14 protein-coding genes are annotated in these 14,174 nt (G+C 72.2%); 8 read left to right on the top strand and 6 right to left on the bottom strand.

Annotation, left to right across the window (positions count from 1 at the left end):
- Positions 1-9: 9 nt before the first annotated feature.
- From WQ56_RS10850 to frmR, 3 genes are read right to left on the bottom strand one after another with little or no spacing between them, the layout of a single operon-like run.
- Entirely contained in the window at positions 10-354 is a 345-nt protein-coding gene (locus WQ56_RS10850; protein ID WP_047137133.1) for a YqcC family protein, read from the bottom strand.
- An 8-nt stretch (positions 355-362) separates the two neighbouring features.
- Positions 363-1,472 (bottom strand): S-(hydroxymethyl)glutathione dehydrogenase/class III alcohol dehydrogenase, encoded by a 1,110-nt coding sequence (locus WQ56_RS10855; RefSeq protein ID WP_047137134.1) that lies wholly within the window; start codon positions 1,470-1,472, stop codon positions 363-365.
- Between the two features lie 49 nt (positions 1,473-1,521).
- A complete protein-coding gene (frmR, locus tag WQ56_RS10860; protein ID WP_047137135.1) occupies positions 1,522-1,791 on the bottom strand; it encodes a formaldehyde-responsive transcriptional repressor FrmR in 270 nt (89 codons plus the stop codon).
- A gap of 206 nt (positions 1,792-1,997) precedes the next feature.
- On the opposite strand from frmR, the gene WQ56_RS10865 reads away from it, so the two are divergent.
- From WQ56_RS10865 to WQ56_RS10885, 5 genes are read left to right on the top strand one after another with little or no spacing between them, the layout of a single operon-like run.
- Positions 1,998-2,411, top strand: a complete 414-nt coding sequence (locus WQ56_RS10865) for a prepilin-type N-terminal cleavage/methylation domain-containing protein (protein ID WP_047137136.1) — start codon at positions 1,998-2,000, stop codon at positions 2,409-2,411.
- A complete protein-coding gene (locus WQ56_RS10870; RefSeq protein ID WP_082132353.1) occupies positions 2,381-2,980 on the top strand; it encodes a prepilin-type N-terminal cleavage/methylation domain-containing protein in 600 nt (199 codons plus the stop codon). The genes WQ56_RS10865 and WQ56_RS10870 overlap by 31 nt, the downstream gene beginning before the upstream one ends.
- Positions 2,964-3,440, top strand: coding sequence for a hypothetical protein (locus tag WQ56_RS18705; protein WP_052772967.1), 477 nt, complete (start codon positions 2,964-2,966; stop codon positions 3,438-3,440). The genes WQ56_RS10870 and WQ56_RS18705 overlap by 17 nt, the downstream gene beginning before the upstream one ends.
- Complete coding sequence (locus WQ56_RS10880) at positions 3,437-4,153, top strand: hypothetical protein (protein ID WP_047137138.1); 717 nt, start codon at positions 3,437-3,439, stop codon at positions 4,151-4,153. Before WQ56_RS18705 ends, WQ56_RS10880 begins: the two co-directional genes overlap by 4 nt.
- 56 nt (positions 4,154-4,209) lie before the next feature.
- Positions 4,210-6,498 (top strand): hypothetical protein, encoded by a 2,289-nt coding sequence (locus tag WQ56_RS10885; RefSeq protein WP_047137139.1) that lies wholly within the window; start codon positions 4,210-4,212, stop codon positions 6,496-6,498.
- Positions 6,499-6,527: 29 nt separating this feature from the next.
- Here WQ56_RS10885 and WQ56_RS10890 read toward each other — a convergent pair whose 3' ends face one another.
- Complete coding sequence (locus WQ56_RS10890; protein WP_047137140.1) at positions 6,528-6,908, bottom strand: hypothetical protein; 381 nt, start codon at positions 6,906-6,908, stop codon at positions 6,528-6,530.
- A 245-nt stretch (positions 6,909-7,153) separates the two neighbouring features.
- Here WQ56_RS10890 and WQ56_RS10895 point away from each other — a divergent pair, with 245 nt between their 5' ends.
- Entirely contained in the window at positions 7,154-7,519 is a 366-nt protein-coding gene (locus WQ56_RS10895) for a hypothetical protein (protein WP_197076480.1), read from the top strand.
- Positions 7,520-7,538: 19 nt separating this feature from the next.
- Here WQ56_RS10895 and ppc read toward each other — a convergent pair whose 3' ends face one another.
- Positions 7,539-10,268: a phosphoenolpyruvate carboxylase gene (ppc, locus tag WQ56_RS10900; RefSeq protein ID WP_047137142.1), complete on the bottom strand. Its 2,730-nt coding sequence runs from the start codon at positions 10,266-10,268 to the stop codon at positions 7,539-7,541.
- A 62-nt stretch (positions 10,269-10,330) separates the two neighbouring features.
- On the bottom strand, positions 10,331-11,776 hold the full coding sequence (locus WQ56_RS10905) for a glutamate--cysteine ligase (protein ID WP_343123206.1): 1,446 nt from the start codon (positions 11,774-11,776) through the stop codon (positions 10,331-10,333).
- 64 nt (positions 11,777-11,840) lie between these two features.
- Between WQ56_RS10905 and WQ56_RS10910 the strand changes: the two genes are divergently transcribed.
- A complete protein-coding gene (locus WQ56_RS10910; protein WP_047137144.1) occupies positions 11,841-12,701 on the top strand; it encodes a helix-turn-helix domain-containing protein in 861 nt (286 codons plus the stop codon).
- Positions 12,702-12,873: 172 nt separating this feature from the next.
- Positions 12,874-13,851, top strand: a complete 978-nt coding sequence (locus tag WQ56_RS10915) for an MBL fold metallo-hydrolase (protein ID WP_047137145.1) — start codon at positions 12,874-12,876, stop codon at positions 13,849-13,851.
- Positions 13,852-14,174: the final 323 nt, after the last annotated feature.

The following is a 14,174-nucleotide window of genomic DNA, read 5'->3' on the forward strand; positions in this document are numbered from 1 at the left end:
CGCCGGCCTTTAGCCGGCCCGTGTATTGATCAGTTCATCCAGCTGCGAGAGAAGACGCAGCAGCGGTTGGGCATCGGGCTGGCCGTCGAGATTGCGATAGGCGGCCACCGCCACGTCACTGCGCGGTGGCCATTGGCCACCGGCACGTGCCTCGTGCAGGCGCGGCAGGAACACCTGCGCCAACCAGTGCTCGAACGGCATCTCGTCGATGCCGAACGGTGACGCCACCGCGCGCGGCGCACCCACCTCGCCGTCGACCCAGCCCAGCGCGCGCAGCGCCTGCTCGATCGGCTCGACCAGGGCCGCGCGCGGATCGACCTCACGCGGCCCACGCAGGGCGCCGAACCAGCCCACGCCCGGGCTCAGTAGTGGACCACCGAGCGGATCGACTTGCCTTCGTGCATCAGGTCGAAGGCCTCGTTGATCGCGTCCAGGTCCATCGTGTGGGTCACGAACGGCGCCAGCTCGATCTCGCCCTTCATCGCGTCCTCGACCATGCCCGGCAGCTGCGAGCGGCCCTTGACCCCGCCGAACGCGGTGCCGAGCCACTTGCGGCCCGTGACCAGCTGGAACGGGCGCGTGGCGACCTCCTGGCCGGCGCCGGCGACGCCGATGATCACGCTCTGGCCCCAGCCGCGGTGCGCGCACTCGAGCGCGGCGCGCATCACGTTGACGTTGCCGATGCACTCGAACGAATGGTCCACGCCCCAACCGGTCATCTCGACGATCACCTGCTGGATCGGCTGGTCGAAGTCCTTCGGGTTCACACAGTCGGTGGCGCCGAACTCGCGCGCCAACTCGAACTTCGACGGGTTGGTGTCCACCGCGATGATGCGACCGGCCTTCGCCTGGCGCGCGCCCTGGATCACCGCCAGACCGATGCCGCCCAGGCCGAACACGGCCACGCTGTCGCCCGCCTGCACCTTGGCGGTGTTGTGCACCGCGCCGATGCCGGTGGTCACGCCGCAGCCAAGCAGGCAGACGTGCTCGGGGTTGGCGTCGGGATTGATCTTCGCCAGCGAGACCTCGGCGACGACGGTGTACTCGCTGAACGTCGAGCAGCCCATGTAGTGGTAGATCGGCTCGCCGTTGTATGAAAAGCGCGTGGTGCCGTCGGGCATCACACCCTTGCCCTGCGTCGCGCGCACGGCGACGCACAGGTTGGTCTTGCCCGACTTGCAGAACAGGCACTGCCCGCACTCGGCGGTGTAGAGCGGGATCACGTGGTCGCCCGGCTTGACGGACGTCACGCCCTCGCCCACCTCGACGACGATGCCCGCGCCCTCGTGGCCGAGCACCGCGGGGAACAACCCTTCCGGATCGTCGCCCGACAGCGTGAACGCGTCGGTGTGGCAGACGCCGGTATGGGTGATCTTCACCAGCACCTCGCCGGCCTTGGGCGGCGCGACGTCGATCTCGACGATCTTCAGCGGTTGCCCGGGGGCGAAGGCGACGGCAGCACGGGATTTCATGGCGATGACTCCTGGAACGTGGATGGCGACGCGCCGGCGGCCGGGCCGCTCAGCGCAGGTAGGACCGGACCAGCGCGATGGCGTCGTCGATCGAGGCCTGCCTGCGATCGGCGCTGGCCTCGGCGAGTTCCTCGCGCAGGTGGCTTTCGAGCACGCCGGCCATCAGGCCGTTGACCGCGCCGCGGACCGCGGCGAGCTGCTGGAGCACCGGCGCGCAGTCCGCCCCGGCCTCGAGCGCGCGCTCGAGCGCGTCGAGCTGCCCGCGCATGCGGCGCACGCGGGCGAGCACGCGCTTCTTCTCCTGGGGCGAATGGGGCACGGCCGGGCTCCTCGGGTACTGGGGTGGAGTATAACGCACTGGAGCGGTCGTGCGCTTCTATGCCTGCGTCTCCCGAGCCCGGTCCGCTCTCCTGGCGACGCGTCTGTTCAGTCGGAACATCCGGGTTCAGCCACGAACGCTTCACCCAGCGTCCTCTACCCTGTGCTCGACACTCGTGCGCGCGCGCACGGGACAGGGGCTGATCGATGAACGGACAACGGGGTTTCACGCTGATCGAACTGATGGTCGTGGTCGCGATCGTCGCGGTTCTGGCCGCCATCGCGTTTCCCAATTACACGCGCTACGTCCAGCGGAGCAAGGTCCGGACGGCGCAGGCCGACCTCCAGGCGCTGGCCGCCAACGCCGAGAGCCACCGCCAGAGACGGCTGGCGTATCCCCAGGGCACGGCCAAGACGACCGACGAGCTGCGCACGGTCTTCCCCGGCTGGGCGCCTGCCTCGAAGAGTGCCGACTTCGGCTTCGCGTATGCGCCCAAACCCGGCTACACCCTGACCGCGACCGGCACCGGTCGGCTGTCCGGCTGTACGTTGGCGATCAATGCGGCCAACGTCAGGACCGCGACCGCCGGATGCGCGGCGTTCGGGGATGTGGCGTGGTAGCGACCGCGCCGCGTCGGCACGGCACCGATGCCGATCGGACGGCACAGGGCGGATTCACGCTGATCGAACTGATGGTCACGATCGCGGTCATGGCCCTGCTCGCGCTGGCAGCGCTGCCGTTCACCCGGAACTGGGTGGATGGGACGCGCGAGATCCGTGCACGCAGCAGCCTCATCGAAGCGGTCGGCCAGGCACGCGCACTGGCGATGCGCAATCCGTACGGTCTTCCGACCACCGATGCGACCGGCACGCCACTGGCGACCGCTGCCGTGCTGTACGACGGCGAAACGGCGATGCTCTGCGTGGTGCAGCGCGACCACGACCGGCAATGGACGGCGAGTTCGTGCCCCCTCGATGCCGCAGGTGATGCGGACGTGCCATGGCGCGCACAGATCACCAGCCCCGGGGACCTCGCGCTGGCGGCCGACGGCGCGGCGTTTCGCTGCGCCGCGTACGACAGCCGCGGCCGCACGCAGCTGGCGCCCGACCTGGGACGCGCCTGCACGACGGCCGCGACAATCACGGTGACCGCCGGGCAGCAGGGAGGCATCGATGCACCGCTGCTCTGATCGGAAGCCCCATCGCGAGCGGGGCGACGTTCTGCTCGAAGCGCTTGTGGGCGTAGCGCTCACCGCGGTGATCGGCGCCGGCATGGCGTATGTCGTCTCCCGCATCCTGGCCACACAGTACGAGGCGAAGGTGGAGAACCTCGCCGTCGAGGCGGTGCGGCAGCGGCTGCAGATCGAGGGGCTGGGCCTGTGCCCGGACGCGGCGGCCGCCGCCCCGACACTGTCGCTGCCGGGGCGCACGCTGACGCCCGACATCCAATGCACGTCGGCGTCCACGGCGACGCTGACGGTCGCCCTGTCCGCGGGCAGCGTGTCGAAGGTCGTGTCATTGCCTCGCGAGATCGTCGTCCGGGTGCCGGCGACCGAGCTCCAGGTCGCCACACCCGCCGGTGGCGACGGCACCGCACTGGTCGTGGGCACCTGCCAATCCGCTGGGACAGGATGCGCAGGCACGCCATGACCGTCCCCCTCGCCCCGCCCCGCCGCTGCCGCGGGCAGACCCTGATCGGCATGATGGTCGGCGTGCTGATCGCCCTGCTGACGATCGCGGCCATGCTCGCGATCTACCGGCTGGTGGTGGACGTGTCGGGGACCGCATCGCGCGAGGCGCAACGCGATGGACAGGTGGGCTCGGGTCTGCTCGCCGCGCAGATCGAGCTGCAGCAGGCCGGCTATGGCCTGGCCGCATCGGGTACGCCGGAGGACACGCTGTCGGTCCGCAGCCTGCCCGACGACGGGCTCGCCCAAGTGGTGTGGCGCTACCGGCCGCCAGGCGATACGGTCGACAAGTGCGCGGGGTTGCGGGTCCAGACCTCCCCGGTGGACGCCGCCGGAAGGTCGACGCTGGAGTTGCTGCTGCCGCGCGTCTGCACCAGCGCCGCCGTCGAGCACGACAGCGCGTGGCAGCGGCAATTGCTGGCAGCCTACGATCGGGCCTGGACCGATCGCAGCGGCGAGGCGATCGATGACGACACCGGCGGCACGACGTTGTCGGCGCCGCAGTTCGAGATCTCGCTCGACAAGGGGAACGGCTGCACGCTTCCGTATGCACAGCAACAGGTCGATGCCGCCTTCCCGGGCGTTGCACGCCTCATGCTCGTCGCCGGCGGCCGGACGCTGTTCGCCAGCTGCCTGCCCAACATCGTCGTCGCCGCGGCGGACGGGACCCCATGACACGTTCGTCCACAGACGCGCGACAGCGGGGCGTCGCCACGATCCTGATTCTGCTGATGGTCGGGCTGGCGGTGTCGGTGGCCGCGCTGGCCACGGTGTATGCATTGCAGGGCAGCCAACAGCGGCAGCTCACGACCCATTCGACGACGGCAGCGCAGGGCGCCGCGTGGCGCGGGGTCGAGGTGGTGCGCGGCCTTGTGGAGGCCCTGACGGTCGACGAGTTCTACGGGCCGATGACGCAGGACGCCGGCGGCGGTGTCCGTGTGGAGATTCCCGGCACCGGCGGGGAATCACGGCTGTGCTGGGAGTACGGGGGCCATGCGGCCGGTGGGCTGTCCGGCCAGGCGCTGGCGCGGATCGGCGTGGAGCGTGCGGCGATCGTCCGCGTCTGCGAGCCCGAGACGACGGGCGGCACCTACCAGGTCACGGCGCACGTCACCGGCTTCTCGGGGGAAGCCGATCCCGACGGCGCGCGGGTGCGGACGACATCGACGGTCGAGGCCGTCTACGAAGTGCAGCCGGCCACCACGACGGCCGCGCCGGGCGGCGGCGGCGGCGGTGGCGGGACGCTCGGCGTCGTCGAGTTGCGTCGGGATCTCGACATGACCGGCGGCATCAAGGTGCTGGGCGGCCAGAACGCGAACTTCAACGTCCAGGGCAACGTCAATCTGGACAATGCCAGCATCGATGGCATCAACACCCTGCGTGCGACCGGCAACGTGCGGATCGGCAGCGGCATCAAGGTCAACACCGTCTACGCCAATGGCGACGTCACCTTGACCGGCAGCGCCTCGGTCTCGCAGATTTTCGCGCGCGGCAATGTCCGCATCGAGGGCGGCGCCAATCCGCTGAGCATCCGCTCCAACGGTGTCGTGACGTTCGCCGGCGGCAGCGGCGCCGTCGTCGAGGCCGTCGGCGGGATCGTCGTCACCGGCGGGGGCGTGACGATCACCACCGCGATCACCGAAGGCGACATCACCTGGAGCGGAACCGGCGGCGGCGCCTCGAACCTGCGTGCAGGCGGCAACGTCAACTATGCCGGCGGCCAGCGCGCAGCAATCGTCGCCGGCGGTACCGTGACGGTCGGCGGCGGCGGCGCGAGCACCGTGCAGGCTGGCGGCCCGGTCCGGCATCAGAGTTACGGCACGATCGACTCGATCGTCACCAGCGCCGACGTGTTCCTGACCGGCAGCGGTTCGGCGACGCAGGTGCGCAGCGGTGGTCACACCTATCTGCAGGGGTCGGGCAGCATCGGCACGATCAACGGTCGCGGCTCGCTGACCGTCTCGGCCTGGCAAAGCGTCGGGGGCGGCACGATCGGCGGGCCGCTGTACAAGACCGAGCAGTGGAACGGCAACGTGCGCGTCACCGTGCAGCCGGGGTATACGGTCGACATCCCCGCGGTCGCGCGCCCGGTCGTCGAGCGGGTGGGCGAGATCGCGCTGTCGCCGCTGGTCGTGGATGTCTACCCGCTCCGGGCGGCCGCCAATTACGTATTCGAATGGATCGACACCAGGATCCGCGTCACGGTGGCCAACGTCAGCGGCATCCCCGATGGTCAGTACGTGCTCGGAAACCGCGTCGCGAACTACAACACCTATCCCGATTGGCTGTGCCGCCCGGAGCACATGTCGGGGCAGACGTGCACGCGCCCGGTCGCGACGATCTGCCAGGGTTTTTCGCCGCAGAATGGATGCTTCAGCCGGTCGGGGACGACCTGGACAGTCAACGGCACCTCGATGGCGCGCGGCATCGCCTGGTTCGACGGCGATCTGTCGCTCGGCAACGGCACCTACGTCGCGACGTTCTTGGCGGCCGGCAACATCTCGACCGCGGGAGGGCACCGCACGCTGTCGCCGAACTACGCGGGCTACGCCGCGGTGTGCACCAATGCCACACCTGCCGGCACCAGCCTGGGGGTCAATCCGGACTTCGCCACGCTGGTTCCGCTCAATCTCTGCGATCTGGAGGCGCGCAGCCTGCGCGCGAACGCGCTGGGCAATACCGGCTACATCGCCGGCGGCACCGCGCCGGGTACCCGCGACTACATCGGGGGCGACATTTCGATCGGTGCTTCGTCCCGCGTCGACGGCGCGGTCACGGCCGGCAACGTCCTCACCACGGGCGGCAGCACGACGATCAGCGGCCGCGTCGTATCGGCCGGCCAGCGGAGGGGAGATACGACGCCGGCCCGCTTCGGCGGCAGTACGACGATCGATCTCACCGGCGGCGCGGCTGGCTACGACCCCGACGCGGATCCGCCGTGCATGGGTTCCGATTGCGGTGGCGGAGACACCACCGAAACGCCTGCGGTCGCCACGCTACGCTGGTCGCGCTATCTGTGATCCAAAGCCGCGCCGTTCGCGCGGATGCCCTACCCCGCCAGACCCTCGACCAGGTCGATGACCGCCTGCTGCTGGCGCGGCGGCAGCTGGCGCAGCGCGTAGAGCAGCTTGGTCTCGTGTTCGGACAGGGGCGGGCCGTAGGCCGGGGGCGGGCCCTCGGAGACTTGCCGCAGGCCGGGCTCGCCGCGGCCGGTGGCCAGCCAGTCGAAGCTCACGCGCAGCTCGGTCGCCATCTCGATCATGCGCGCCAGCTCGGGCAACGCGAGGCCGCCGAGCCATTTGCGGGCGGTCTGGCGGGACACTGCATAGCGCGCCGCGAGAGCGCCGGTCCGCCCGCGCCCGCCCTGGAACCGCGCGTTGTCCAGCGCCCAGTGCAGGCGCCGGGAGAAATCGTGTGCTGGCGCGGACATCGTCTCGCCGTCGCGGAGCCCGCCCTCCGCCGTGACCGGAGCCGGATCGCTGCGGGAACCGCGTCCGACGCGCCTGTCGAAGGCGCGATCGATTGTCCCGTAGGCCCTCGCCGCAAAAGGAAACCTCCGATTTACACATCGGAAACTTTATGTTGTCATCGGCCCAGTGCGGACGACGCGCGCGATGCCGACGGGGATCGGCGCCGAAGGGGGACGGCATGCAGGACGGCCAGGGCGCGCACCGGATGCGCGCGGCAATCGCGATCGGGCTCGCCGTGCTGCTCGCGGGCCTGGCGCTCGCCGCGTACGACCGCCACGTCCTCGACCGCAGGCTCCGGATCGCGCAGGACGACCTGCAGGCGTGGTCGGCGCTGGTGGAGGATCACCGGCGGCGCACGCTGCAGTTCCCGATCCGCGAGACCCAGGCCTGGTCCGGGTTCCTGCCGGCGTCACGGCCGGCGGACTTCGCGTTCTTCTACCCCGGGGCCGACGGCTATCCGCTGACCGCCGTCGGTGCCAGCGGCGGCCGGTTCGCCGGCTGCACGCTGACGCTGGACGAGAATGGGCGCCACGCACGCGACGGCTGCCCGCCGGTCGGCCGCGCGCGGTGATCGCCCACGGACGCGCGACTCACCCGGTGTTCTGGATGCCCGCGGCGATGCCGTTGACGGTCGAGACCAGCGCGCGCAGCAGGTCGTCGTCCTCGCGGTCGGCGGCGCGCCAGCGGCGCAGCAGCTCGACCTGCAGCAGGCTGATCGGATCGACGTAGGGATTGCGCAGGCGGATCGACAGCTGCAGGCGATAGTCGTCGGCCAACAGCGCGTCCTGGCCCTTGAGCAGCAGGATCGCGTCGCGGGTGCGGCGGAACTCGGCCTCGATGCCGGGGAAGAACGCCGCATGCGCGTCGCCGGCGAGCTGCGAGTAGCGCTCGAAGATATCGATGTCGCCCTTGGCTAGCAGCATCTCGACGTCGTCGAGCGCGGCGCGGAAGAACGGCCAGTCGCGCGCCATCTCGGTCATCGCGTCCTGGCCGGGGCGCTCGATGCCCTGCGCGAGCGCGGTGCCCAGGCCGTACCAGCCGGTCAGGCCGGAGCGGTTCTGCGCCCAGGCGAAGACCCAGGGGATGGCGCGGAGGTTGGCGATGCCGCCATCGCGGCGGCGCGAGGGCCGCGAGCCGATCTGCAGCCGTTCGATGACGTCGATCGGGGTCGCGGCGCGGAAGTAGTCGGGGAACTCGGCGCGCTCGTGCACCAGCGCGCGGTAGTGCGCGCGCGAGGCCTCGGCCAGTTCGCCGGCCAACGCGCGCCAACCGTCCTCGCGCGGGTCGGCCGGGCGCGGGCGCAGCGTGGCCTGCAGCACCGCGGCGGTGGTCTGCTCGAGGTTGCGCAGCGCCAGCGCGCGGATGCCGTACTTGCGGTGGATCACCTCGCCCTGCTCGGTCACGCGCAGCACGCCATCGACCGAGCCGCGCGGCGCGGCATGGATCGCGCGGCCGGTCTTGCCGCCGCCGCGGCTGACCGAACCGCCGCGGCCGTGGAAGAACGCGATGCGCACGCCGGCCGCGCGGGCCAGCGCGGTCAGTTCGACCTGGGTGCGCTGCAGCGCCCAGCGCGAGGCCAGCAGGCCGCCGTCCTTGGCGCTGTCCGAGTAGCCGAGCATCACCGTCTGGCGGTCGCCGCGCGCGGCCAGGTGCGCGCGGTAGCGCGGGTCGTCGAACAGCGCGCGCATGACCTGCGGCGCGGCCTGCAGGTCGTCGACGGTCTCGAACAGCGGGGCCACGTCCAGCGGCACCTCGCTGTCCTCGACGCAGCCGGCGATGCGCGCCAGCGCCAGCACCGCGAGCGCGTCGGCGGCGCTGCGCGCCATCGAGATGATGTACAGGCCGGTCGCGGCCTCGCCGTGGCTGCGGCGCAGGTCGACGACCGCGCGGAACACCGCGAGCGTCGAGGCGACGACGTCGCCCTCGTCGCCGGCCGGCGGCCGCGGCGGCGCGTCGAGCAGCGCGTGCAGGCGTTCGACACGCGCCGCGATGTCGCGCGCGGCCCAGTCGCCGCCGTCGATGCGTCCGAGCACCTCGTCGTGCACCGCCGAGTCCTGGCGCAGATCGAGCGTGGCGAGGTGGAAGCCGAACGTGCGCGCACGCCACAGCAGGCGCTCGAGCGCGAACCGGCCGGCGTGCTCGCCGCGATGCGCGCGCAGGCTGGCATCGATCAGTTCGAGGTCGCCGATGAAGCCGCCGGCGTCGGCGTAGCCGGCGCGATGCTCGGCCGCGGTCGCGGCCAGGCGCGCGTCCATCAGGTCGAGCAGGCGCCGGTAGGGCATGTCGGCGTGGCGCGGGTTGAGCGCGGCCTCGGCGTCGGGCAGGCGCCGGCGGTAGTCGTCGACCCGCGCGAGCACCGCCTCGTCGATCGTCGCCCGGCCCAGGGTCTGGGTCAGCACGTTGCCCAGGCCGCGCAGGTCGCGGCGGTACTGCGCGAGCGCCTGCGCGCGCTGGGCGCCGAGCGCGGCGCGCATGGTGTCGGCGTTGACGTTGGGGTTGCCGTCCATGTCGCCGCCGACCCAGGTGCCGAAGCGCAGCACCTGCGGCAGCGCGGGGCGCGCGCCGTAGACGCGCTCGATCGCATCGCCCAGCGCCTCGTAGAACACCGGCAGCACGCGGTAGAGCACGTTGGCAAGATAGAAGCCGACGTGATCCACTTCGTCGGCGACGGTGGGCTTGCGCGCCGGCGACTCGGAGGTCTGCCAGGCCGACGCGAGCGCGAGCACGATCCGCGCATCGTCGGCGCGGCGCTCGGTCGGGGTGCGCTCGCGGTCGATGTCGGCGATCAGCCGCTCGACGATCGTGCGCTCCTTCTCCAGCAGCACGCGGCGCACCGCCTCGGTGGGATGCGCGGTGAACACCGGCTCGACGTGCAGCCGGGCCAGGCACGCCTGCAGGTCGTCGAGGGTCACGCCGTCGTCGTGCAGCGCACGCACCGCGGCCTCCAGCCCGCCGGGCTGCGGCGCGTCGCTGGCGCGCTGGTAGTCGCGGCGGCGGCGGATCCGGTGCACGCGCTCGGCGAGGTTGACCGCGCCGAAGTACGCGGCGAACGCGCGCACCAGCGCCTCGGCGTCGGCGGTGGGCACGCGCGAGAGGCCCTCGGCGAGCGCGTCGACCGGACTGCCGGCCTCGCGCCGCGCGATCGCCGCGCGGCGGACCGCCTCGACGCGCTCGCGCAGTGCCGGCGAGACCTGCTCGGCGAGCATGTCGCCGACCATCGCGCCGAGCCGGCGGACGTCGTCGCGAAGCAGGGTGTCGGTGCTGGCGAAGTCGACTTCGCGCAGCGGCAGGGCGGGATCGGCGGAAGCGTCGGGGGTCATCCCGACAACTTACACAAGCGCAGGGCGCGGCGGGAGACGCCGCGGGTCCACCGGCCGATGCGTCAGTACGCGAATTCGCGGAACACGCGGTCGATGTCGCCCTGCCAGGGCCCGTGGTAGAGCGCGAGCTTGTGCTCGGCCGGGGTCTGGCCCGATTCGGCGATCTCGATCAGTGTGTCCAGGAACACGCGCTCGTCCTGGCCGTCGCCGTTGACGCGGGCGCGGCGCTGCAGGCCGGCGGCGGAGATCTTCAGCGCCTCGATCGCCAGCCCGCGCAGCGTGCCGCCGCGCAGCGGGGTCGCGAGTCCGTGCCGCGGCACGGCGTCGCGCAGCGCGTTGCGCTCGGCCATCGTCAGGTCGCGCACCAGGTCCCACGCCGCGTCGAGCGCGGCGGCGTCGTAGAGCAGGCCCACCCAGAACGCGGGTAGCGCGCACAACCGGCCCCAGGGCCCGCCGTCGGCGCCGCGCATCTCCAGGTACTTCTTGAGCCGCACCTCGGGGAACGCGGTGGTCATGTGATCGGACCAGTCGCGCAGCGTCGGCAACTGGCCCGGCAGCGCCGGCAGCGCGCCGCGCAGGAAGTCGCGGAAGCTCTGGCCGCTGGCGTCGTGGTAGACCCCTCCGCGATAGGAGAAGTACATCGGCACGTCGAGCAGGTAGTCGACGTAGCGCTCGTAGCCGAAGCCGTCCTCGAACACGAAATCGAGCATGCCGGTGCGGTCGGCGTCGGTGTCGGTCCAGATGTGCGAGCGGTAGCTGAGGAAGCCGTTGGGCCTGCCTTCGGTGAACGGCGAGTCGGCGAACAGCGCGGTCGCCACCGGCTGCAGCGCCAGCGACACCCGGAACTTCTTGACCATGTCCGCTTCGGACGCGTAGTCCAGGTTGACCTGCACCGTGCAGGTGCGGGTCATCATGTCCAGGCCGAGCGTGCCGACCCTGGGCATGTAGTCGCGCATGATCCGGTAGCGGCCCTTGGGCATCCACGGCATCTCGTCGCGGCGCCACTTGGGCTGGAAGCCCATGCCCAGAAAGCCCAGGCCCAGTTCCTCGGCGACCGCGCGCACTTCGTGCAGATGCGCGTGCACCTCGCTGCAGGTGGCGTGGATGTCGACCAGCGGCGCACCCGACAGCTCCAGCTGCCCGGCCGGCTCGAGCGTCACCGACGCGCCGTCCTTGAGCAGGGCGACGGTGCGGCCGTTCTCGTCGACCGGCGCCCAGCCGAACCGGGTGAGCCCGGTCAGCAGCGCCTCGATGCCCTGCGGGCCGTCGAAGGTCGGCGGCCGCAGGTCCGACAGCCGGAAGCCGAATTTCTCGTGCTCGGTGCCAATGCGCCAGTCGGCCGGCGGCTTCTCGCCCGAGGCCAGCACCTCGACCAGGGTGTCGCGGTCGGTGATGGGCGTGTCGGCGACGTGGCTGGGGCTGGACAAGGAAGACGCTCGGCGGGAAGGCGGGACGGCCGCAGGCCAGCCGCGGAATGCGCGCACTATACCGGTTGCATCCGCGGCCATCGTTGAGCGGATCGGGTCGCAGAATTCCGCCGGTGGGGCGTGCTCGGCGGTAGCATCCCCGGCGATGGACGCCGCCCCGCCCGAACCCGACGGCCTGCTGGCCGCGCTGGCCTCGCTCGCCGACTGCACGCGCGCCGAGGGCTACGCCTGCATCGCGGCGCGGCGCGAGCGCGGCGCGCGCTCGGTCACGATCGAGCGGCCGCAACTGGCCATCCTGCTGCAGGGACGCAAGGTCGTGCGCACCGCGACACAGGCGCTGACGTTCGCCCCCGGCGATGCGTTCCTGGTCACCCGCGCCTGTCGGATCGACGCGATCAACGTGCCCGACGCGCGGACCGGCCGCTACCTGACGATCGTGATCCCGCTGTGCGAGGAAGCGCTGGCCGCCGCGCGTGCGCTGTGGAACGAACCGCTGCCGGCCGCGGGGCCGGAACTGGCGCGGCTGCCGGCGATCGACCACGCACGGACGCTGCTCGACTGGCGCCGCGCGCTGGCCGACGGCCGCTACACCGAGGCGCGGCCCGCGCTGGCCGCGCTCGTTGTGACGCTGTGCCGGCAGGGCCACGGCAGCCTGCTGCTGCCGCCGGTGCCCAGCCTGGCCGAGACGGTGCGCAAACGCGTGGCGGCCGATCCGGCACGCGACTGGCGATCGCGCGACCTGGAGGACCAGCTCGGCCTGAGCGGTGCGACGCTGCGACGCAGGCTGGCGGCCGAGCGCACGTCGCTGCGCACGCTGGTCGCCGAGGCGCGACTGGCGCACGCGATGACGCTGCTCTACACCACGACGCTGCCGCTCAAGACGGTGGCCGCGCGCGTGGGCTACCGCTCGGTCCGCAGCCTGGCGGCGCGCTTCCGCACCCGCTACGGCTTCGACCCGGGCGAGATCGGCAACGCCGGGACCGCGCCCGGGAACGACGCGCGGTAGCCGGCCTCGAACGTCGGGCACGCGTCGGGTCGGGTCGGGTCGATATTTCGTGGCGGGCGACCGCTCGACGTCGCACGCGCCGCACGCGATTGAGCGATTCGCGCACCCTTCTGCGCGAACCGCGCGGCGGCCCGGGCGCAGCATGCGGATTCCTTCCTCCCGGACCCGCCGCATGATCCTCCCTGCGTCCGCGCTGCGCGCGCTGCCCCTGCCTGCCCTGCTGGCGATCGCCCCGCTGTCGTCCGTTTCCGCCGCCGGTGCCGCCGATGCCCAGGTGCCCGGCTTCCAGCGCCACGACATCGGCACGCTGCGGGTCACCGCGCTGTTCGACGGCGTGGTCGCGTTGCCGCGCCAGCAACTGCACGGCCTGGCCCCCGGCCAGGTCGCCCGGCTGCTCGACGGGCGCTACGTGCCCGAAAGCGCCGACGGCCTGCAGACCGCGGTCAACGCCTATCTCGTCGAGCGCGACGGTCGCCGGCTGCTGGTCGATGCCGGCACTGCACAGTGCTTCGGCGACGCGCTCGGCCAGGTGCCGCGCAATCTCGCCGCCGCCGGCATCGACCCGGCCTCGATCGACGACGTGCTGCTGACCCACGCCCACCCCGACCACATGTGCGGCGTGCTCGCGGCCGACGGGGCGCCGGCGTTCGCCAACGCGACGCTATGGCTGTCGGCTGCCGACGCGGCCTGGTGGCTGGACCCGGCGCACGCGGCCGATGCGCCGGAGATGGTGCGGCCGGCGTTCGCGATGGCGCAGCGCGCGGCCGCGCCGTACGCGGCGCGCGGCCGGCTGCGGCGGTTCTCGCCCGGCGACGCGCTGCCCGCCGGCGTACGCGCGCTCGATTCGCGCGGGCACACGCCCGGCCACGTGTCGTGGCTGATCGACGGCGGCGCCGACGCGCAACTGCTGGTCTGGGGCGACATCGTCCACTACCACGCGGTGCAGTTCGCGCGACCCGAGGCCAGCTACGAAGCCGACAGCGACCCCGCGGCGGCGATCGCGAGCCGGCGCCGGCTGCTGGCCGAAGCGGCGACCCGCGGCTGGTGGGTCGCCGGCGCGCACCTGCCCTTCCCGGGCCTGGGCCACGTGCGCCGCGACGGCGACGGCCACGCCTGGGCGCCGGTCGAGTTCGCGCCGGTGCCGCGTTAGCGCAAAGTCGCGCCCCGCATCTTGCTTCTGCTGCACGCGTAAGGGCGCCCAGCCTCGGAGCCGCGTCGCACCGACACCGAAAGGATCACGGATTCTTCCAGCGACCGCAGCAGCCGATTCAGTGTTCTGCCCGAAGGCATCGCTCCGACGTCCCCGGCAGCGGACTGATGGCCGGTGGCCGCGCCATGGCGCGCGCCCGAGTCAAGGCAGGGTGAGCATGGATGGCGTGCGCGGCCCTGCCGCGCATCCATGCGAACGCCACGCGTGCTTCGCGTGGCCGGACCGCGAAGCGGCCTTGACCGAGGGAAGAGCGGCTTCCGGCC

The organism is Luteimonas sp. FCS-9 (assembly GCF_001014645.1).
GTDB lineage: Bacteria > Pseudomonadota > Gammaproteobacteria > Xanthomonadales > Xanthomonadaceae > Luteimonas.